The organism is Gordonia crocea, from assembly GCF_009932435.1.
GTDB lineage: Bacteria > Actinomycetota > Actinomycetes > Mycobacteriales > Mycobacteriaceae > Gordonia > Gordonia crocea.
Window position 1 is genome coordinate 64,512 of record NZ_BJOU01000002.1, and the last position, 18,651, is coordinate 83,162.

At 69.5% G+C, this 18,651-nt stretch carries 20 protein-coding genes; 14 read left to right on the forward strand and 6 right to left on the reverse strand.

Annotated elements, in window-relative coordinates; genetic code table 11:
* Positions 1–11: 11 nt before the first annotated feature.
* Complete coding sequence (locus tag nbrcactino_RS11960; RefSeq protein ID WP_161927788.1) at positions 12–749, forward strand: acyltransferase; 738 nt, start codon at positions 12–14, stop codon at positions 747–749.
* A 178-nt stretch (positions 750–927) separates the two neighbouring features.
* On the forward strand, positions 928–1,341 hold the full coding sequence (locus tag nbrcactino_RS11965; protein WP_161927789.1) for a VOC family protein: 414 nt from the start codon (positions 928–930) through the stop codon (positions 1,339–1,341).
* A gap of 244 nt (positions 1,342–1,585) precedes the next feature.
* On the opposite strand, the gene nbrcactino_RS11970 is transcribed toward nbrcactino_RS11965, so the two are convergent.
* From nbrcactino_RS11970 to nbrcactino_RS11985, 4 genes are all read right to left on the reverse strand, one after another.
* Positions 1,586–2,851: a glycosyltransferase family 4 protein gene (locus nbrcactino_RS11970; RefSeq protein WP_161927790.1), complete on the reverse strand. Its 1,266-nt coding sequence runs from the start codon at positions 2,849–2,851 to the stop codon at positions 1,586–1,588.
* Positions 2,848–4,401, reverse strand: coding sequence for a 1,4-alpha-glucan branching protein domain-containing protein (locus nbrcactino_RS11975; RefSeq protein ID WP_161927791.1), 1,554 nt, complete (start codon positions 4,399–4,401; stop codon positions 2,848–2,850). The genes nbrcactino_RS11970 and nbrcactino_RS11975 overlap by 4 nt, the downstream gene beginning before the upstream one ends.
* The gene (locus nbrcactino_RS11980) at positions 4,398–5,195 is read right to left on the reverse strand and encodes a class I SAM-dependent methyltransferase (RefSeq protein WP_161927792.1); all 798 of its coding nucleotides are present in this window, start codon (positions 5,193–5,195) and stop codon (positions 4,398–4,400) included. The genes nbrcactino_RS11975 and nbrcactino_RS11980 overlap by 4 nt, the downstream gene beginning before the upstream one ends.
* A gap of 106 nt (positions 5,196–5,301) precedes the next feature.
* The gene (locus nbrcactino_RS11985; protein WP_161927793.1) at positions 5,302–5,652 is read right to left on the reverse strand and encodes a VOC family protein; all 351 of its coding nucleotides are present in this window, start codon (positions 5,650–5,652) and stop codon (positions 5,302–5,304) included.
* A gap of 97 nt (positions 5,653–5,749) precedes the next feature.
* Here nbrcactino_RS11985 and nbrcactino_RS11990 point away from each other — a divergent pair, with 97 nt between their 5' ends.
* The 11 genes from nbrcactino_RS11990 (at position 5,750) to nbrcactino_RS12040 (ending at position 15,587) form a co-directional block, all read left to right on the forward strand.
* Positions 5,750–6,289, forward strand: coding sequence for a DUF3558 domain-containing protein (locus nbrcactino_RS11990; protein ID WP_161927794.1), 540 nt, complete (start codon positions 5,750–5,752; stop codon positions 6,287–6,289).
* The gene (locus nbrcactino_RS11995) at positions 6,286–6,792 is read left to right on the forward strand and encodes a DUF3558 domain-containing protein (protein WP_228460845.1); all 507 of its coding nucleotides are present in this window, start codon (positions 6,286–6,288) and stop codon (positions 6,790–6,792) included. Before nbrcactino_RS11990 ends, nbrcactino_RS11995 begins: the two co-directional genes overlap by 4 nt.
* 14 nt (positions 6,793–6,806) lie before the next feature.
* Positions 6,807–7,868 carry a DUF3558 domain-containing protein gene (locus nbrcactino_RS12000; RefSeq protein ID WP_161927795.1) on the forward strand — a complete coding sequence of 354 codons (1,062 nt, stop codon included), beginning with the start codon at positions 6,807–6,809 and terminating at the stop codon, positions 7,866–7,868.
* Positions 7,869–7,997: 129 nt separating this feature from the next.
* Positions 7,998–8,780: an electron transfer flavoprotein subunit beta/FixA family protein gene (locus tag nbrcactino_RS12005; RefSeq protein WP_161927796.1), complete on the forward strand. Its 783-nt coding sequence runs from the start codon at positions 7,998–8,000 to the stop codon at positions 8,778–8,780.
* Positions 8,781–8,828: 48 nt separating this feature from the next.
* Positions 8,829–9,797, forward strand: coding sequence for an electron transfer flavoprotein subunit alpha/FixB family protein (locus nbrcactino_RS12010; RefSeq protein ID WP_161927797.1), 969 nt, complete (start codon positions 8,829–8,831; stop codon positions 9,795–9,797).
* Positions 9,798–9,939: 142 nt separating this feature from the next.
* On the forward strand, positions 9,940–10,806 hold the full coding sequence (locus nbrcactino_RS12015) for a GNAT family N-acetyltransferase (protein WP_186343381.1): 867 nt from the start codon (positions 9,940–9,942) through the stop codon (positions 10,804–10,806).
* A gap of 1 nt (position 10,807) precedes the next feature.
* On the forward strand, positions 10,808–11,686 hold the full coding sequence (locus nbrcactino_RS12020; RefSeq protein WP_161927799.1) for a lysophospholipid acyltransferase family protein: 879 nt from the start codon (positions 10,808–10,810) through the stop codon (positions 11,684–11,686).
* A 56-nt stretch (positions 11,687–11,742) separates the two neighbouring features.
* The gene (locus nbrcactino_RS12025) at positions 11,743–12,192 is read left to right on the forward strand and encodes a hypothetical protein (RefSeq protein ID WP_161927800.1); all 450 of its coding nucleotides are present in this window, start codon (positions 11,743–11,745) and stop codon (positions 12,190–12,192) included.
* Positions 12,193–12,281: 89 nt separating this feature from the next.
* Complete coding sequence (locus tag nbrcactino_RS12030; RefSeq protein WP_161927801.1) at positions 12,282–13,481, forward strand: cysteine desulfurase family protein; 1,200 nt, start codon at positions 12,282–12,284, stop codon at positions 13,479–13,481.
* 19 nt (positions 13,482–13,500) lie between these two features.
* Positions 13,501–14,592, forward strand: a complete 1,092-nt coding sequence (gene mnmA, locus nbrcactino_RS12035) for a tRNA 2-thiouridine(34) synthase MnmA (protein ID WP_161927802.1) — start codon at positions 13,501–13,503, stop codon at positions 14,590–14,592.
* Complete coding sequence (locus nbrcactino_RS12040; RefSeq protein WP_161927803.1) at positions 14,589–15,587, forward strand: uroporphyrinogen decarboxylase/cobalamine-independent methonine synthase family protein; 999 nt, start codon at positions 14,589–14,591, stop codon at positions 15,585–15,587. Before mnmA ends, nbrcactino_RS12040 begins: the two co-directional genes overlap by 4 nt.
* An 18-nt stretch (positions 15,588–15,605) precedes the next feature.
* Here nbrcactino_RS12040 and nbrcactino_RS12045 read toward each other — a convergent pair whose 3' ends face one another.
* Together nbrcactino_RS12045 and nbrcactino_RS12050 are read right to left on the reverse strand one after the other, a co-directional pair.
* The gene (locus nbrcactino_RS12045; protein ID WP_161927804.1) at positions 15,606–16,010 is read right to left on the reverse strand and encodes a hypothetical protein; all 405 of its coding nucleotides are present in this window, start codon (positions 16,008–16,010) and stop codon (positions 15,606–15,608) included.
* Between the two features lie 121 nt (positions 16,011–16,131).
* Positions 16,132–16,548 carry an MmcQ/YjbR family DNA-binding protein gene (locus nbrcactino_RS12050; protein WP_161927805.1) on the reverse strand — a complete coding sequence of 139 codons (417 nt, stop codon included), beginning with the start codon at positions 16,546–16,548 and terminating at the stop codon, positions 16,132–16,134.
* 55 nt (positions 16,549–16,603) lie between these two features.
* Between nbrcactino_RS12050 and ligA the strand changes: the two genes are divergently transcribed.
* On the forward strand, positions 16,604–18,646 hold the full coding sequence (ligA, locus tag nbrcactino_RS12055) for an NAD-dependent DNA ligase LigA (protein ID WP_228460846.1): 2,043 nt from the start codon (positions 16,604–16,606) through the stop codon (positions 18,644–18,646).
* Positions 18,647–18,651 lie beyond the last annotated feature (5 nt).

Sequence of the window (18,651 nt, forward strand, 5' to 3'; positions counted from 1 at the left end):
GTGTTTGTGCCATGACCACGATGTGGAATGCCTCGTATCGGGACCGATGGCGCGCCGGTCGCCGCCGCGACCCCGACCAGGTCCGATTCCTGACCCTCGCCTCGCTGCGCTGGGTGCTGTCCAATCGGGCCTACACGCCCTGGTACCTGGTGCGCTATCTGCGTCTGGCGCGGTTCCGGCTGGCCAACCCGCACGTGGTGCTGCGCGGCATGGTCTTCCTCGGTCGCAACGTCGAGATCCACGCGACGCCGGAGTTGGCGCGGATGGAGATCGGCCGTTGGGTGCACATCGGCGACGGCAACTCGATCCGCGCGCACGAGGGCAGCCTCCGCATCGGCGACAAGGTCGTGTTCGGGTGCAACAACGTCGTGAACTCCTACCTGGACCTGGAGATCGGATCGTCGACGCTGGTCGCCGATTGGTGCTACATCTGCGACTTCGACCACAAGATGGACAGTCTCGAATTGCCCATCAAGGACCAGGGGATCGTCAAGGGGCCGGTCCGGATCGGGCCGGACACCTGGGTTGCGGCCAAGGTGTCGGTGCTGCGCAACACGGTCGTCGGGCGCGGATGCGTCCTGGGTTCGCACGCGGTGGTCAAGGGTGAGATCCCGGACTTCTCGATCGCGGTCGGTGCGCCCGCACGCGTGGTGAAGAACCGCAAGGACGAGTGGGAGCGCAATGCCGCGGCCCGGGCCGAACACGAGCGTGCCTTGGCCGACATCGAGCGGAAGAAAGCCGCCGGCTGACCCGCCGACTGGGCCCTGATTTCCGCCGACTGGGCCCTCATCCCCGCCGACTGGGCCCTCATCTCCGCCGACTGGGCCCTCATCTCCGCCGACTGGGCCCTCGATCTCGTCGACTGGGCCCTGAATCCCTACCACCACACCCCACACGGCGTAGAACGGAAGCCGGAGGTGGTCGACGATGTCATTTCACGCGTACATCTTTTTCAGCGGCAACTGCGCTGAGGCTTTCGAGCGCTACCACGCTGTGTTCGGCGGCGATTTGAGCCTCATGCGCAACGGGGACGCACCGCCCGACGCCCGCATGCCGGGTGTCGACGACTCGGTCGTGATGCATGCATCACTGAAGACGGGCGACGGACTGCTGATGGGGTCGGACGACCCGTCGGGCGACGACGGTCGCAAGGTCGGCTTTACCGTGTCCTATACGGCGCCGACCGTCAGTGCCGCGAATAGTGCCTTCGATGCGCTGGCCGAGGGTGGCGAGGTGACGATGCCAATGAGTGAGACTTTCTGGGCGAAGGCCTTTGGCATGTGTATCGACCGTTTCGGCGTTCCGTGGATGGTCGATGTCGGTGCCGCGCAGGACGACTGAGGTGGCACTGACGCAGGCAGGGCCCACTCGGCGGGGATGAGGGCCCACTCGACGGGGATGAGGGCCCAGTCGACGAGATCGAGGGCCCAGTCGGCGGGGATGAGGGCCCACTCGACGGGGATGAGGGCCCAGTCGACGAGATCGAGGGCCCACTCGGCGGGGATGAGGGCCCAGTCGACGAGATCGAGGGCCCAGTCGGCGGGGATGAGGGCCCACTCGGCGGGGATGAGGGCCCAGTCGGCGGTTAGAGGGGCTGGTTGGGGTCCCGCTCGGGAAGCGGCCGCTCGACGATGTTGGGACGCCCGATCGGGTGCCGCACCCGGCGCTTGGCGGCGAGATAGACCCCGGCGGTCCGCTCGGCGACCGTGCGCCACGAGAACTCTTCGGTCAACCGCGCATAAGCGCGCTGTGCCCGGACCTCGGCGGCGGCCGGATCGTCGAGCGTCGCGCGCACCGCTGCCGCCAGCGCCGTCACGTCGGCCGGCGGGAAGGTCATCCCGGTGATCGAGTCGGTGACCGCCTCGCCGAGGCCGCCCGCGGTCGACGTCACCAGCGGGATCCCGGTGGCGGCCGCCTCCAGCGCGACAATGCCGAAGGGTTCGTAGCGGCTGGGCAACACGATGGCCGAGCACCGGTGCATCAGCTCGATCAGCTGGGACCGGTCGACGGCGCCGAGGAAACGGACCGCACCGACCACGCGGTGCTTGCGGGTGAGTTCTTCCAGCCAGTCCTGTTGGGTGCCGGAACCGGCGATCGTCAGCGTCGTCCCGGGATGGGTCCGCCGGATCCGGGGGAGGGCGGCCAGCAGGTCTTGGACGCCTTTCTCATACTCCAACCGGCCGGCGAAGAGGAGCTCGGCCGGCCCCTCGGCCACCGCGCGCGGCGAGTGCGGCCACTCCTGGACGGCGATGCCGTTGTGGATCACCTGGATCTCGGCGAGTTCGGGGCCGAACAGGCGGCTCACCTCGTCGCGCATCGACGTCGAGCAGGTGACCAGGGCATCGGCCTCCCGGGCCAGCCACCACTCGACGGAGTGGACCTGGCGGTTGGTCTTCGCCGCCACCCAGCCGCTGTGCCGCCCGGCCTCGGTGGCGTGGATGGTCGCGACGAGGGGGACGTCGAAGAACTCGGCCAGCGCAATCGCCGGGTGGGCGACGAGCCAGTCGTGCGCGTGGACGACGTCAGGGGTCCAGGCCTCGCCGGTCCCGTCGTCGCGCAGCAGCCGCAACCCGGCCCGGATCATGGCGTGGCCCATGGCCAGCGTCCACGGCATCATGTCGGCGCCGAAATCGAACTCGGGCGGATCCTCCGCGGCAGCGATGACGCGAACGCCCTCGGCGGTGGTCAGCGTCGTGGGGTGGGTGGTGGCGTCGGATCCGGTGGGGCGGCGCGTCAGCACGACGACGTCATGGCCGATCTTGGCCAACTCGACGGCCAGGTTGTGCACGTGCCGGCCCAACCCGCCGACGACGACGGGCGGATACTCCCAGGAGACCAGTAGCAGCTTCATCGGTCGGCTCCCGTCGTGTACGCATCGGTCCCGGGTAGGCGGCGGGCGTCCAGGTCGGCGAACAGGTTGTCCGCGGCGAACCACCCCGCGGCCAACGACCGTGCGGCGGATTCGCGTCCCCGTGCGGCCGCGTCGGCGATCTCCCGGGTCGCATGCGCGTGCTTGTGGGCCCGATCGGTGGCGTATCCGGCCGCCGTGTCCTTGGAAACCATAAAAGGCCAGTCCGAGGCAACGGTCATAAGGGTCTCGCGCAGGATCTGGTCGTTCACCCGGTCGCGGACCGTGGTCGGCTCCCGCCGTTTGTCGACAGTGGCGAGCGCGGTCTCGACGACCTCGGCGTTGAGGTCCACGAAGTGTTGGACCTGTGGTCCCGCCCAGACCCGCCAGTCCTTGCCGGAACCCCACGAGGAGGGTGGGAGGTCGACGGGTTCGCCGACGAATCCGCGCTCGAGTGCGGTGGCGAGCGACCCGACGGTCACCCCGGCCTCGGGGAGCCGCCGCAACAGACGGTCGAGCCACACCGGTCCTTCGTGCCACCAGTGCCCGAACAGTTCGGTGTCGAAGGCGGCGACGACGTGCGCGGGGCGTCCGGTGCGCTCGGTCTCCTCAACCAGGCGCGCGCGGACGGTGTCGATGAAATCGTCGACGTGCTTGTCGATCACCGCGTCGACGCGGTCGGGATCGTAGGGCGCCTTGTCGGGACCGGCGACGGTCCGTCCGGTGACGCGGGCCAGTTTGAGGCCGGAGTCGTGGTCGTAGGTGTGGAAGTCGCGGTAGGCGGCGTGGCCCGGGTAGCCCGACTTCGGCGACCACACGCGGTAACTGACGGTCAGGTCGCGCCCGAACGCGACGACGCCGGAGTCGCCGACCGGACGTCCGACGGCGGTGTCGCCGTGCAGGGTGGGGCCGTCGACCATGAAGTGCCCGACGCCGGCGGCGGCGTACTCCGCTTCCATCCCCGGTGCGAATGCGCATTCCGGTGCCCAGATCCCGATCGGGGTGCGGCCCCACCGGCGATGGGCATCGGCGAGTCCCTCGCGCAACGAGAACTGCCGCATCCGGGCATCGAGCAGGGGAGCGAAGGGGTGGGCGAGGGGGCCGCCGAGGAACTCGACGATCCCCGACGATGCCAGCGTGCGGATCGCCGGCGACGCCCCGTGACGCCAGTGCTGCTCGAAATCGACCAGAGCCGCCGACGCGTCTCGGAAGTGTGCGCGGCCGGCCTCGGCGCGAACCGGGTCCCGGTCGGTCGCCAGCTCCATCGCCCGCAGCTGCCAGTTGGCCAGCCATTCGTACATCGACGCACAGCAGTGCGGGTCGTCGAGCTGCGCCGCGAGGACCGGGGTGATGCCCAACGACATCACATCGGTGAACCCGTCGTCGGCGAGGCCGCGCAACACCCGGAACACCGGCTGGTAGCTGGCCGCCCACGACTGGTAGAGCCATTCCTCACCGACCGGCCACCGCCCGTGATGGGCCAGCCACGGCAGGTGCGAGTGCAGGACCAGCGTGAACTGGCCCGGCACCGCCGTGGGGGACTGCGAGCTCATCTGCGCGTCGCGATCGCAAACAGGTCCAGGCTGGCGTCGACGTCTCCGGGGCGGATGTCGAAGTCGGCGGTGGTGACCCCGGCGACGTCGGCGGCCAGCGTGCTCGGCCACGGTTCGTCGGCGAGGGCGCGCTCGATCTGCGCGGAGATGATGGAGCCGTCCCACTTGGCGTCGAGTTCGAGTAGGCGCGGACCGTGGTGCACGCCCAGCATCTCGTCGACGGTGAACGCACGGCCCGAACCGTCCGAGTCGACGAGCAGTTCGGTCAGTTCCATCGCGTTGAGCTCGCGGGTGTGGAACGGGTTGACCGGGGTGTCCGAGTCAGGGGTGAAGGTGATCCGGTTGGGTGTGGACAGCAGGAGCCGCCCGCCCGGCCGCAGGACGCGGTGGCACTCGGCGATGAAGGCCGGCTGGTCCCACAGGTGCTCGATCACCTGGAAGTTGACCACCACGTCCACCGAGGCGTCGGGCAGCGGGAGGTCGATCAGGTTGCCCTGGTGCACGGTGAGCTGCGGATAGCGCGCCCGGGTGTGTTCGACCGCCGAGGTGTCGTAGTCGACGCAGACGACGCTGCGCGCGCGACGGGACAGCAGGTCGGCGCCGTACCCCTCGCCGGAACCCGCCTCGAGTATGTCGCGGCCGTCGACGAGGCCGGCGATGTACTCGTAGGCGACCTCGTGGCGCCGGAACCAGTAGTTCTCCTCCGGGATACCGGGCACGGTGCGCTCACCGGTTAGGGCGAGTGTGCTGGCCGGGTCGCGTCCGTCGGCGTCGGTGCGTGGTGAATCGCTCATCACCTGATGAGCGTAGTCGCCGGTGCGCGACGGGGTGCTTCCACCGTGGCCGACGGGCGGCGGTATCGGTATGACTGTGGCTTTCCGGCGTCCGTGTCGTGACGGGTCAGTGCGGGCCCGACACGCAGAACTGGTTCCCATCCGGATCGGCCAGGGTCGCCCACTCGAACCCGGGCATCTCGCGCCGCGCGACCAGCGTGGCGCCGTCGGCGAGCAACCGGGCGACCTGTTTCTCCAGGTCTTCGGAAACCAGGTCGAGGTGGAGGCGGTTCTTTCCCGGTGTCGGATCGTCGACCTTTTGGAAGGCCAGCATCGGCGTGCCGTTGCCGGTCGAAACGGTGACGAACCAGCCGTCGTTGGTCTCGACGACGGTGCCGCCGGTCTGTGTGCACCACCACTGCGCCAACGGCAGGGGGTCGGTGGTGTCGAAGGTGATCATGCCGATGGAGAGTTTCATGGCCCGACGATAACCGCGGGGTCGGACATCGGTCGGCCTTCATTCAGCGGGGCCAGTCGAGTGGACGGCGGGCCGATCGTCGATAACGATCGTGGTCATGAACGTCGTCCGTGCTGCCGCCCGCTGCGGCTGGTTGGTCTGCGCGGTCCTCGTCGTGGTCGTCGCCGCCGGCTGTGGTGGATCCGACGGCACGCCGGGGACGCCGACGGCGAAGGCGCCGACGAAAGGCGGCCCGTTCTTCGGGGTGTGCGGCGGTGTCGATGTCGCCGACGTCGTCGCGGCCACCGGTTTCACCGGATTGCGCCGGACGGTGAAGACCCCGTCGAGTTGCGTCTGGGAGAACGAGGCCGGCGACACCGCCTCGATCGATTGGTTCCGGCGGTCTCCCATTGGTCGGGAGAGGGCCGCGGTGCAGCTTGGGAAGGACCGGGTCGACGACATCGAGGTCAACGGGCACGCGGGGTTCACCGGCGTGTCTCCGGGTATCTGTGAGGTCATTGTGGGGTTTGACGCGGACTTCTTCGAGTGGCTCGTCGCCACCGACCGGCGTCCCGCGGCTGGCGACGATCTTGCCGAGCAGTTCTGCGTGGCGGCCAAGAGTTTGGCCCGCACCTCGATCGAACGGGCACAACCGTGACCGCGCGCGGGCGGGGCCTGCGCGGACTCGCCGTGGCGGCACTGGGATTCGGGCTGATCGGGTGCGGGCCGGCCGATCCGGCCCCGGCGCCGTCCAGCCGGGTGGTTTCGGATGACTTCGCCCGCTCCACCCGCGAATGCGATCTCTTGTCCGACCGTGAGATCGGCGCGATCGTCGGCTTCGGCGTCCGGCGCGGCTTCCACGGCGCCATTTGCCGGTGGGAGGGCGTCGGTGACGGATCGGTGACGTTCAACTGGTTCGAGTGGCAGACGATGGCCGGCGAGCAGACGGTTCTCAAACGGCTCGGGTATGAGACGGAGAACGTGAAGATCGGGTCGTATTCGGCGATCCTGCACCGCGACCCGCAGTTGCCCGGTGCGTGCGGGGTGACGGCGAAGTCGCCGGCGGCCGGCACCTATTCCTGGTTCGTGCACGGCCCGGGCGGCGATTCCTGCGAGGCGGCCAAACGCCTCATGGTGCTGGTCTTGAAGAACAGCGCATAGGCACAGGGGGGAAGATGCGGACCACGGTGCGGGTGATGACGATGATCCTCGCCGCCATGACCGTGCTGGCGGCCTGCGGTTCGGAGCGTCGCGATGTCGGGGCCGACCCGACCACGACGACGGTCCCCGCGCAGCGCGGCCCGTTCTTCGGGATCTGCGGCGGACTCACCACGGAGGACGTCGCGGCGGCCACCGGGTTTCGCGGGCTGCGCCTGGCCGTGATGAACACGTCCTCGTGTGAGTGGCTCAGTGGCGCGAACTATTTCCAGGGTGCCGTGGTCTCGTTCAACTGGTACCGCGGTTCGCCGATCGACCGCGAGCGCAGCGGGGTCCAGCTGACCAAGGACAACCTCACCGACTGGGAGATCGACGGGCATCGCGGCTTCATCGCCCATACCAGGGGCCGGGTGTGCGAGATGGGGGTGGCGTTTGGCGCGGACTTCATCGAGGTGAGCGGTCGGATTCCGGCGCGAGGCGAGAACAACATCGGCATCGAAAAAGCTGTGTGCCGGGCTCAAATCGCTGACGGCGACGACGATCAAGCGGGCGCGCCGATGAGGGTCGGGCGCCGTTGGGCGGGCACGGTTCTCGCGGTGGTGGCCGTGGCGGTGTCGGTGGCCGGGTGCGGAAACCCCGACCCCACACCGGCGGCGACGACGACGGCGTCCCTCGTCGACACCGACAAGTTCGACCGCATCACCCTGGAGTGTGAGGTGTTGCCCCTCGGGCAGTTGCGCACCGCCTCGGGGATCCAGGTGGTCGACTCGACGTTCACCGGGCCGATCTGCCGGTGGGAATCGGCGCTCGGGAACTCGATCACGTTCAACTGGTTCGAGTGGCAGTCGGTGGCGCAGGAGCGGGCCTCGGCCAAACAGATGGGGTACGAGACGGAGACGGTGCGGGTCGACTCGATCACGATGTTCCTCGCCCGCCTTCCGGACCGTCCGGCGGCATGCGGCGCCACCGCGCGGGCGCCGAGCCGGGGCATCTACACCTGGTTCGTGGAGGGGTCGTCGAAGGACCCGTGCGAGGCCGCGACCGAACTCCTGCGGCTGTCGCTCAAGCGCAGCACATAGGCGGTCGCCAAATTGTGAGGCACACCGCGTTCGCAGCGAGAGTCGGACACGTTAGAGTGTTGGGCGACCCTAAATGGCCTTACCCGCTGGTAAGAAGCCTCACCCGATGCAGGAGGTCGACGTAGACCCATGACAAACATTGTCGTACTCATCAAGCAGGTGCCCGACTCTGGCTCGGAGCGCAAGCTCAACGACAGCGATTTCACCCTCGATCGCGAGATCGATCCGGTGATCGACGAGATCAATGAGAAGGCCGTTGAGGCTGCGCTGCAGATCAAGGAAGCCAACGGCGGTGAGGTCACCGTCCTGTCGGCCGGACCGGAGAAGGCCACCGAGGCGATCCGCAAGGCCCTGTCGATGGGCGCCGACAAGGCGATCCACATCCAGGACGACGCGCTGCACGGTTCCGACGCGGTGCAGACCTCCTACACGCTGGCCAAGGCGCTGGGCACGGTCGAGGGCGTCGAGCTCGTCATCGCCGGCAACCAGGCGACCGACGGCGGCGTGGGTGCCGTCCCGGCGATGATCGCCGAGTGGCTGGGCCTGCCGCACCTCACCTCGCTGCGGTCGCTGACCGTCGACGGGGAGAGCCTGAGCGGCGAGCGCGAGACCGACGAGGGCATCGTCAGCGTCGAGGGCGCGCTGCCGGCGATCGTCAGCGTCAACGAGAAGATCAACGAGCCGCGGTTCCCGTCCTTCAAGGGCATCATGGCCGCGAAGAAGAAGGAGATCGCCGTGGTCTCCCTCGCTGATATCGATGTCGAGGCCGGTGACGTCGGTCTGGCGAATGCCGCCACGACCGTCACCGCGGTGACGCCCAAGCCCGCCAAGGAGGCCGGCGAGCGGGTCACCGACGAGGGCGACGGCGGCGTCAAGGTCGCCGAGTTCCTGGTCGCGCAGAAGCTCATCTAGCCGACCCACCCACCACAACCGACATCCGAAATCTCAGGAGTAGAAAACATGGCTGAAGTACTCGTTCTCGTCGAGCGGGATACCGAGGGTGGGCTGAAGAAGGTCACCTCCGAGCTGATCACCGCCGCCCGTGCACTCGGCACCCCGTCCGCGGTCGTCGTCGGCGCCCCGGGCAAGGCCGACGCCGTTCTCGGTGATCTCGCCGCTGCCGGCGCCGAGAAGATCTACGTCGCCGAGTCCGACGAGGCCGCCGGCGTGCTGGTCTCGCCGGTCGTCGACGTGCTCGCGTCGATCGTCACCTCCGCCTCGCCGGCCGGCGTGATCGTCGCCGCGACGACCGATGGCCGCGAGGTCGCCGGCCGCCTGGCCGTGCGCCTGGTGTCCGAGGGCATCGCCGCCGGTGTCCTCGCCGACGTCATCGAGGTCAAGGAAGGCGGCAACGCCGTCCACTCGATCTTCGGTGGTTCGTTCACCGTCGACGCGCAGGCGTCGGGCACCCCGATCTTCGCGGTGCGTCCGGGTGCGGTCGAGGCCGCTCCCGCCGCCGGCGCCGGCGAGCGCGTCGACGTCGAGGTTCCCGCCCAGGAGGAGACCGCGGTCCGCATCACCAAGGTCGAGCCGAACGTCGGTGGCGATCGCCCCGAGCTCACCGAGGCGTCGATCGTCGTCTCCGGTGGTCGCGGTGTGGGCAGCGCCGAGAAGTTCTCGGTCGTCGAAGAGCTGGCCGATTCACTCGGTGCCGCCGTCGGCGCCTCGCGTGCCGCGGTCGACTCGGGTTACTACCCGGGCCAGTTCCAGGTCGGTCAGACCGGTAAGACGGTCTCGCCGCAGCTGTACATCGCCCTGGGCATCTCCGGTGCGATCCAGCACCGGGCCGGCATGCAGACGTCCAAGACGATCATCGCGGTCAACAAGGACGAAGAGGCACCCATCTTCGAGATCAGCGACTACGGTGTCGTCGGCGACCTGTTCGACGTCGCGCCGCAGCTGACCGAAGAGGTCAAGAAGCGCAAGTAAGCGCGCTGTTCACCTGCCCAACCCCCGGTCGACCACAACGGTTGGCCGGGGGTTGGCGTTTCTCCGGCAATTCACCGGGTGGCCGCCGACATGTCATCGGCCGTCGTCCGCGGTGTCTCCTGACACCGATTCCATGGGCGCCATGACGACAGTGATCAACCAGCCCCCGATCAGTCTGGAACCGCGTCCCGCGGTGAACCCGCTCCCCGCCGTTCCGTCGAACCGCCGCCTGTTCTCAGGCGGCGGTTTTTCTGTCTGGCTCTCCACCGAACCCGACGACATCGCCGACGCCCAACGCCTGCGGTACGACGTCTTCAGCGCCGAGCCCGGCTTCTCGTCGACGATCGGCGATCCGACGACCCGACTCGACGCGGACCACTTCGACGCTTTCTGCGACCATCTCCTGGTGCGCGACGAGGCCACCGGCGAGCTGGTCGGGTGTGCCCGGCTCCTCTCCCCGGTGCGGGCGATCGCCGCCGGCGGTTGGTACAGCGACGGCGAGTTCGACCTGGGTGAACTGGCCCCGATCGCCTCGCGGACGGTCGAGATGGGCCGGGCAGCGGTTGCCGTCGGCCAGCGCAACGGATCGGTGACTGCGCTCATGTGGGCCGCGGTGTTGGCCTACGTCGAGGAGTCCGGGCACAACTACCTGATGGGATGCGTGTCGGTGCCGCTGTCCACGCCGGGGGCCGATCGGGGCAGTGCGCTGCGGGGGATCCGCGACGAACTGCGCAATCGCCACCGCGCCCCGTTCCAGGTGTTCCCGCACGGCGGGTCGATCGTCGACGGGGTCCGCCTCGACGACATCGAGCCGCCCGCGCGCCTCGTCGTGCCGCCGCTGCTGCGCGGCTACCTCCGCCTGGGTGCCCGGGTGTGCGGTGAACCGGCGATCGACCCGGTCTTCGACTGCGGCGATTTCCTGACCGTGCTGTCCTCCGACGCCGCCGACTCCCGCTACCGACGACGACTCACCGACACCGTGCGACGGCTCAGCGAGCAGGCGGCCTGAGATGAAGGCGCACGCCTGGTACCCGGTCGGGGAGTGCGGCGCCGATTGCCTCGCACCGGCCCGCACCCGGGCCGGCCGGTCGCGGATGGTGCTGCGGGTGATCCGGCTGGCGATGCTGCTCGTCGTCCTGGGCGCCCTGGCGCCGTTGGTCCGGCTGACCGGGCCGGACCGCCAACACCGATTCATCCGGTGGTCGTCGCGTCGGGTGCTGGGCGCGCTGGGGATCACGCTCGTCGTGAAGGACCGGCGCATGATCGACGACGACGGGGTCCGCATCGGCGGGCTCGTCGTCGCCAACCACGTTTCGTTCCTCGACATTCCGGCGATTGCCGCGGTGACGCCGGCGCGATTCGTCGCGAAATCGGAGGTCCTCGACATGCCCGGGGTCGGCGCCCTGGCCCGCAGCCTCGGTGTCATCGGGGTGGTCCGGTCGTCGTTGCGCGCCCTCCCCGGCACCGTCGGCCGGGTCGCCGGGGTGTTGCGCGGCGGTGGCGCGGTGGTGGTGTTCCCGGAGGGGACCACCTGGTGCGGCGCGGCGTCGGGCCGATTCCGGCCGGCCTTCTTCAGCGCCGCCCACCAGGCGGGCGCGCCGATCATGCCGATGACGGTGGAGTACCACGAGGACGACGGCCATCACTGCTCGGCGGCGGCGTTCATCGCCGACGACACTCCGCTGAGCACGTTGCGGCGCGTGCTGGCGGTCCGGGCGATGACCGTCACCGTCACCGCGCACCCGATCGCCCTGCCGACACCCGACCGTCGGGCCGATGCGACCCGTGCGCAGCGTGCCGTGCTCGGCACCCGTGCCCTGCCGAGGCTCGCAGAGGTGGCGACGGCGGGTCCGGGCGAACGCCTGAAAATCGCCACCGCCCACTGTTAACCTCGACCCGCAACGGGGGCGGGCGACCAGGCGCGCCGGATCGAGGGGAGAGTTCGATGAACCGTGCAATCGCGTCGGCCGGGGCCGTGGTGTCCACGGCGCTGGCCCTCACCGTCGTCGCAGCTCCGGCCCAGGCAAAGTTCGCCCCGCCCCTGGGGGACTGGGGCAGCGCCGCGCAACCGCCCGGCACCATCTACAACCGCAACGGCTTGGCCCAGCTCGACGTCGGCGTCACCAGCGCCAGCGGCTCGATGAAGCCCGGCGCTTTCGCCCCGCGGGTCACCTGGTCGGGCCACACCGCCAAGGGCAAACCGGTCACCGGGCGCAAGTGCCGCATCGAGATCACCTTCCCCGGGCATCGCTGGCCGATGTACAAGTCGCGGAACTGCCAGGGTGCGGCCGCCTTCCCGAAGCGGGTCTACACGGTGCCCGGCCGGTATTCGATCACCGTCCAGGAACGCGTCTCCGGCCGGTACACGACAGTGCCGTTCATCGTCGCGGACTGATTCCGGCAACCGGGCGGAGAACCGATGGGTGTGGCGGGCCGACCGGCGAATTGGACCGCTTCGGCGGCGCGTCTATCCTGGTAGGCACTATGCCCACCGCACCGGTCGAGTCGATCTACCTCGATAACGCCGCCTCCATGGCCATGCGCCCGGAGGCGGTTGCCGCGATGGTGCCGTTGTTGTCGCAGGCCGGGAACCCGTCGTCGCTGCACGCGGCCGGCCGGGGGGCGCGCCGCCACCTCGAGGAGGCTCGCGAGTCGATCGCCGCCGACTTGGGCGCGCGGCCGTCGGAGGTGGTCTTCACCGCCGGTGGCACCGAGGCGGACAACCTCGCCGTCGTCGGGATTGCCGCCGCACGCCGCACGGCCGATCCGCGCCGCCGCCGCGTCGTCATCTCCGCCGTCGAGCATCACGCGGTTCTCGACCCGGCCCAGGCACTCGTCGACGACGGCTTCGAGCTCGTCATCATCGGCGTGGACGGGGACGGCGCGCTCGACCTCGACGCCCTGTGCGCCGAGGTGGCGCAGCACGCCGACGAGATCGCCGTCATCTCGGTGATGTGGGCGAACAACGAGGTCGGCACGGTCCAGCCGGTCATCGAGGTCGCCGCACTCGGACGCGAGAACGGGATTCCGGTGCATTCGGATGCCATTGCCGCGGCCGGGCACTTGGCGGTCGACTTCGGTGAGAGCGGACTGTCTGCGTTGTCGGTCGCCGGACACAAGTTCGGCGGCCCACAGGGAGTCGGCGCGCTGCTCCTCGGGCGCGACGTGGCGGTCACCCCGCTCGTGCGCGGCGGGGGACACGAGCGCGACCTGCGGTCGGGGACCCAGAATGTCGCCGGGGCCGTCGGCATGGCCGCGGGCCTGTCGGTGGCCACCGCCAATCTCGTCGACGAGGCGCGGGCGGTGACCGCGTTGCGGGACCGCCTGTTCGACCGCCTGCTCACGGTGAACGGGGCACAGGCCAACGGCGACCGGGAACACCGACTGCCCGGGAACGTCCACGTGTCTTTCGCCGGCTGCGAAGGCGACTCGCTGCTCATGCTCCTCGACGCCCAGCGTGTCGAGTGTTCGACCGGGTCGGCCTGTACCGCCGGCGTCGCGCAGGCCAGCCACGTGCTGCTCGCGATGGGTCTGCCGATGAGCACCGCGCGCGGATCGCTGCGCTTCAGCTTGTCGCACACCACGACCGAGGCGGAGGTGGACCGGGTCGGCGAGGTGATCGTCGACGCCGTCGACCGGGCCCGTGCGGCCGGTCTCGTCGCCCTGGCCGGAGGCCGCCGATGATCGCCGCCGGGGCCCGACGATGAGGGTGCTCGCCGCGATGAGTGGCGGCGTGGACTCAGCGGTGGCCGCGGCCCGCGCGGTCGAGGCCGGGCACGACGTCGTCGGCGTGCACCTGGCGCTGTCGGAGACGCCCGATGCGCTGCGCAGCGGATCGCGCGGCTGCTGCTCGCGCGAGGATGCCGACGATGCCCGACGCGCCGCCGACGTGTTGGGGATCCCGTTCTACGTGTGGGACTTCGCCGAGCGCTTCCGCGAGGACGTCATCGACGACTTCGTCGCCGCCTATGCCGCGGGCGAGACCCCCAACCCGTGCCTGTCCTGCAACGAGAAGATCAAGTTCGCCGCCCTCGCCGAGAAGGCGGCCGCCCTCGGGTTCGATGCGCTGGCCACCGGCCACTACGCGCGCCTGTCCGACGGGGAGCTGCGCCGCGCGGTCGACGAGGACAAGGACCAGTCCTACGTGTTGGCGGTGCTGACGGCCCAACAGTTGCGTCGGGCGATGTTCCCGGTCGGCGACACGGCCAAGCCGCAGATCCGCGAGGAAGCCGCCCGCCGCGGGCTCCTCGTCGCGGATAAGCCCGATTCCCACGACATCTGCTTCATCCCCACCGGTGACACCCGCGCCTTCCTCGGCGCGAAGATCGGCGTGCGCCCCGGCGCCGTCGTCGACGCCGATTCGGGGGAGAAACTCGCCGACCACGACGGCGTGCACGGCTTCACCATCGGCCAGCGCAAGGGGCTGGGCATCGATGCCCCCGCATCCGACGGCGCCCCCCGCTACGTCACCTCGATCGATGCGGCGACGGCGACGGTGACCGTCGGCCCGGCATCGGCGCTGGGCGTCTCGCGGATCACCGCCCGCCACGCGATCTGGACCAGCGGCACCGCGCCGGCGGGACCGGTCGAGTGCATGGTGCAGGTCCGCGCGCACGGCGGCCTGGCGCCGGTCGTGGCCACGCCGGTCGTCGTCGACGGGGAACCCGGCATCGAGATCGCGCTGCACGAGCCGTTGACCGGCGTCGCCAAGGGGCAGGCCGCGGTGCTGTACGCACCCGACGCCGTCCGCGGCGACCTGGTGCTCGGATCCGGGCGCATCGCCACCACCGCATGAGCCCGGCGAATCCGTTGACCGGCGGCATCGCCACCGGCATCGGATCGATGCCCGGCACCGACCCGTTGGTCGCGGCCCGTTCCGCATTCGACGAGGTCGCCCTGCCCTTCGTGCCCGAGCTACCCGCCCGGGGCGCGGGGTCCGACATGGTCGGGCGTGCCGCGGGGCTGCTCGTCGACATCCCGATGGACACCGCGCTGGGCGGCTACCGACTCACCGCGGGGCGAAGCAGGCTGACCACACGCGCCGACGGATTCTTGCGCGCCGATTTCGACGCCGTCGAGGAGGTGCTCGAGCGCAGCGGTTCGTCGGCACCGGTCAAGCTTTCCGCCATCGGCCCGTTCACCTTGTCGGCACTGGTCGAGCTGCCCGGCGGACACAAGATCGTCCACGACGCCGGTGCCGTCCGCGACGTCGTCGCCTCGCTCGCCGAGGGCATCGCGCAGCGGGCCGACGACCTGGCCCGCCGGACCGGATCCGATGTGGTGGTACAGATCGACGAGCCGATGATCGGTCGGGTCGTCGACGGGCACATCGCGCCGTTGACCCGCCTCGATATCAACCGGGCGATTCCCGCCCCCGACGTCGCCGCGGCGCTGGAAACGGTCGCGGCGCGCATCGGGCGCCCGATGGTGCTGCACAACTGCGCGCAGCCGCGCTGGGACCTGATCGACCGGTTGCCGTCGTATGCGGTCTCGCTGGACGTCACCGGGATCACCGTCGACGACTACGACGCACTGGGCGGTTTCCTCGACCGCGGCGGGGTGCTCGTCGCCGGCGTCGTGCCGACGGAGAAACCTGTGGCGGCGCTGTCGGCCGACGACACCGCGACCAGGCTGGTGGAGCTGACCGATCGCATCGGTCTGCCGCGGCGCGTTGTCGTCGACCAGGTATTGGTTTCCCCGACGTGCGGCCTCGCCGGTGCGCGGGATTGGGCGCCGCGCGCCCTCGCGCTGTCGACATCGGTCGCCGACCAACTCCGCAACGTCGACTGAGTCTCGCCGAGGGCCACGTCAGTGGTCAGCGCACCACTTCTGCGCGATACCTGGGAGGTGCCGGGATGCGTTTGCCATGTCCTCGGCGTACTCGGTGAATTCTGCGCGTGCGGCGTCCAACGGCTTTCCCAGGACCGCCTCGACGAAGCTCCGGTCTCCGCCGACCAAGAGGAACTCGTCGACGGTCAGCAGCACTGCCGAATCCAAGTCGGGTGACGCGATCACGGTGTCGATGAAGCTGTGCTCCTTCCACCAACGCTCGATCTCGGAAACCGGCGCAATGACGGCCTGCTCCCGGTCATCAGCCCCGAGGTCCCTCGTCGTGAGGCACAGCAGTTTGGTTTGACCTTCTGCTTCAAAGGTTTGGAGGATCCGTCTGCCGACTGTGTCGGAGGATAAGTCGGAGATTTCTTCGGCGGGCACGATAACCCTGCAGTTCGTCGTTACCCACGTGTCATTGAACGCTTGTACCCCGTGTAGCAGCGTCTCTCTTGCCCGGGCGATTTCTGACCTGGTCAAAGGCTGCATCACACTGAACCCCCACTCACGGATCATGCCGATTGTGGGCGTCGAGCTCGGCGATGGTGCGCTTCGGTGCCACCTCGCGGAAGGAGGCGTCGAGGAGTTCGCCCACCTCGGTCCAGTCGGTGTCGTCATCGAGGATCAAACCGACCCAGCCGAAAGCACCGACGTAAGCAGGCAGGAAGAACCGCTCGTCGGCGAGCAGGGCCTCGCGCTCGGCGGGATCGGCGACGAAGAGGATGGACTGGTCGAACCGTCGACCGGGCACGCCCTTCTCGATGTTCTTCTCGCCGCCGCCGTACATGCCGAACATTTTGGGGCAGCGAAAGGTGGGGCGGCCGTGCGCGACCTGCTCGGTGGCGGTGGGGAAGGCCAGCGCCATCTCCCGGATGCGCGCCAGGAATGGGTCGTCGTCGGAGAACATGATCGGGTGGGGCACGACGTCCATTCTGCGCGCTGCCGGCCGGTCCGACCCCTGGACTACGCTGCATGTCGTGGATAACGGCGATGCGCAGCGCGAATGGAACGATCTGGCCGAGCAGGTCCGCGACCATCAATTCCGCTACTACGTGCGGGATGCGCCGATTGTTTCCGACGCCGAGTTCGACGAGCTGTTCCGCAAACTGCAGGCGCTTGAGGAGGCCCACCCCGAGCTGGCCGTTCCCGACTCGCCGACGAAGCTCGTGGGCGGCGGGTTCGCCACCGACTTCACCGCCGTCGACCACCTGGAGCGGATGCTGTCGTTGGACAACGTCTTCGACGACGACGAGATGCGCGCGTGGGTCGAGCGGACCGATGCCGCCGCCGGCGCCAAGGTGCCGTTTCTCTGCGAGCTGAAGATCGACGGTGTCGCGCTCAACCTGGTCTATGAGAAGGGCAGGCTCGTGCGCGCCGCCACCCGCGGCGACGGGCGCACGGGTGAGGACGTCACCCTCAACGCGCGCAGCATCGCCGACATCCCCGACGCGCTGACGCCGTCGGAGAAGTACCCGGTCCCCGAGGTGCTCGAAGTCCGCGGCGAGGTCTTCTTCCGCCTCGCCGACTTCGAAGCCCTCAACGCCTCGCTGGTCGAGGCGGGCAAGGCGCCGTTCGCCAACCCGCGCAACAGTGCGGCCGGATCGCTGCGGCAGAAGAACCCGGCGATCACCGCGCAGCGCCGGCTCGGAATGATCTGCCACGGTGTCGGCTTCACGCAGGGCTGGCGCCCGGAGAGCCTGCACGACGCCTACCTCGCCCTGGGCGAGTGGGGGCTGCCGGTCTCGACGCACACCAGCCGCGTCGACGATTCGGCCCAGGTGCTTGAGCGCATCGCCTATTGGGGCGAGCACCGCCACGACGTCGAGCACGAGATCGACGGCATCGTGGTGAAAGTCGACGACTTCGGCGTGCAGCGGCGCCTCGGGTCGACCTCGCGTGCGCCGCGCTGGGCGATCGCCTACAAGTACCCGCCCGAGGAGGTCACCACCAAGCTCCTCGACATCCGCGTCGGCGTCGGCCGCACGGGCCGCGTCACGCCGTACGCGTTCATGGAGCCGGTCCTCGTCGCCGGGTCGACCGTCGCGCGCGCCACGCTGCACAACGAGTCCGAGGTCAAGCGCAAGGGCGTGCTGATCGGCGACACGGTCACCATCCGCAAAGCCGGCGACGTGATCCCCGAGGTGCTCGGCCCGGTCGTCGACCTGCGCGACGGGACCGAGCGCGCCTTCGTGATGCCGGTGAATTGCCCCGAATGCGGGGCGCCGTTGCGCCCGGAGAAGGACTCCGACGTCGACATCCGCTGTCCGAATGCACAGACCTGTCCGGCCCAGCTGCGGGAGCGGTTGTTCCACCTGGCTTCGCGCGGTTCCTTCGACATCGAAGCACTCGGGTATGAGGCGGCGTCGGCACTGCTGACGGCCGGGATCATCACCAACGAAGGCGACCTGTTCGGCTTGGGCCCGGATGATCTGGTCAAGGCCGACCTGTTCGTCACCAAGTCCGGCGCCCTCTCGGCCAACGGCAAGCGTCTGCTGGACAACCTGGAGAAGGCCAAGCACGTCCCGCTGTGGCGGGTGCTCGTCGGTTTGTCGATCCGCCACGTGGGGCCCACGGCGGCGCGCGGGCTCGCCACCGAGTTCGGCTCGCTGGACGCGATCGACGCCGCCGACGAGGAGCGGTTGGCCGCCACCGACGGCGTCGGGGCCATCCTCGCCAAGTCCATCCGTGACTGGTTCGCCGTGGACTGGCACCGAGAGATCGTCGAGAAGTGGCGGGCCGCAGGCGTTTCGATGGTCGACGAGCGTGACGAGACCATCGAGCGGACGTTGGAGGGCAAGACCATCGTCGTCACCGGTTCCCTGGTGGACTTCTCCCGCGACGGGGCCAAGGAGGCCATCATCGCGCGCGGGGGCAAGGCATCGGGATCGGTCTCGAAGAAGACCGACTACGTCGTCGTCGGTGAATCACCCGGGTCGAAGGCCGACAAGGCCGAGCAGTTGGGCGTCCCGATTCTCGACGAGGACGGGTTCAAGCGGCTGCTGGAGACCGGTCAATCCTGATCGGT

Coding starts and splice junctions, on each gene's coding strand:
- nbrcactino_RS12000 (WP_161927795.1), top strand. CDS start 6,807: ATGCGGACCACGGTGCGGGTGATGACGATGATCCTCGCCGCCATGACC.
- nbrcactino_RS11960 (WP_161927788.1), top strand. CDS start 12: ATGACCACGATGTGGAATGCCTCGTATCGGGACCGATGGCGCGCCGGT.
- nbrcactino_RS12040 (WP_161927803.1), top strand. CDS start 14,589: ATGAGCCCGGCGAATCCGTTGACCGGCGGCATCGCCACCGGCATCGGA.
- nbrcactino_RS11985 (WP_161927793.1), bottom strand. CDS start 5,652: ATGAAACTCTCCATCGGCATGATCACCTTCGACACCACCGACCCCCTG.
- nbrcactino_RS11980 (WP_161927792.1), bottom strand. CDS start 5,195: ATGAGCGATTCACCACGCACCGACGCCGACGGACGCGACCCGGCCAGC.
- nbrcactino_RS12020 (WP_161927799.1), top strand. CDS start 10,808: ATGAAGGCGCACGCCTGGTACCCGGTCGGGGAGTGCGGCGCCGATTGC.
- nbrcactino_RS12010 (WP_161927797.1), top strand. CDS start 8,829: ATGGCTGAAGTACTCGTTCTCGTCGAGCGGGATACCGAGGGTGGGCTG.
- nbrcactino_RS11990 (WP_161927794.1), top strand. CDS start 5,750: ATGAACGTCGTCCGTGCTGCCGCCCGCTGCGGCTGGTTGGTCTGCGCG.
- nbrcactino_RS12015 (WP_186343381.1), top strand. CDS start 9,940: ATGACGACAGTGATCAACCAGCCCCCGATCAGTCTGGAACCGCGTCCC.
- nbrcactino_RS12030 (WP_161927801.1), top strand. CDS start 12,282: ATGCCCACCGCACCGGTCGAGTCGATCTACCTCGATAACGCCGCCTCC.
- nbrcactino_RS11975 (WP_161927791.1), bottom strand. CDS start 4,401: ATGAGCTCGCAGTCCCCCACGGCGGTGCCGGGCCAGTTCACGCTGGTC.
- nbrcactino_RS12005 (WP_161927796.1), top strand. CDS start 7,998: ATGACAAACATTGTCGTACTCATCAAGCAGGTGCCCGACTCTGGCTCG.
- nbrcactino_RS12025 (WP_161927800.1), top strand. CDS start 11,743: ATGAACCGTGCAATCGCGTCGGCCGGGGCCGTGGTGTCCACGGCGCTG.
- nbrcactino_RS11970 (WP_161927790.1), bottom strand. CDS start 2,851: ATGAAGCTGCTACTGGTCTCCTGGGAGTATCCGCCCGTCGTCGTCGGC.
- nbrcactino_RS11965 (WP_161927789.1), top strand. CDS start 928: ATGTCATTTCACGCGTACATCTTTTTCAGCGGCAACTGCGCTGAGGCT.
- mnmA (WP_161927802.1), top strand. CDS start 13,501: ATGAGGGTGCTCGCCGCGATGAGTGGCGGCGTGGACTCAGCGGTGGCC.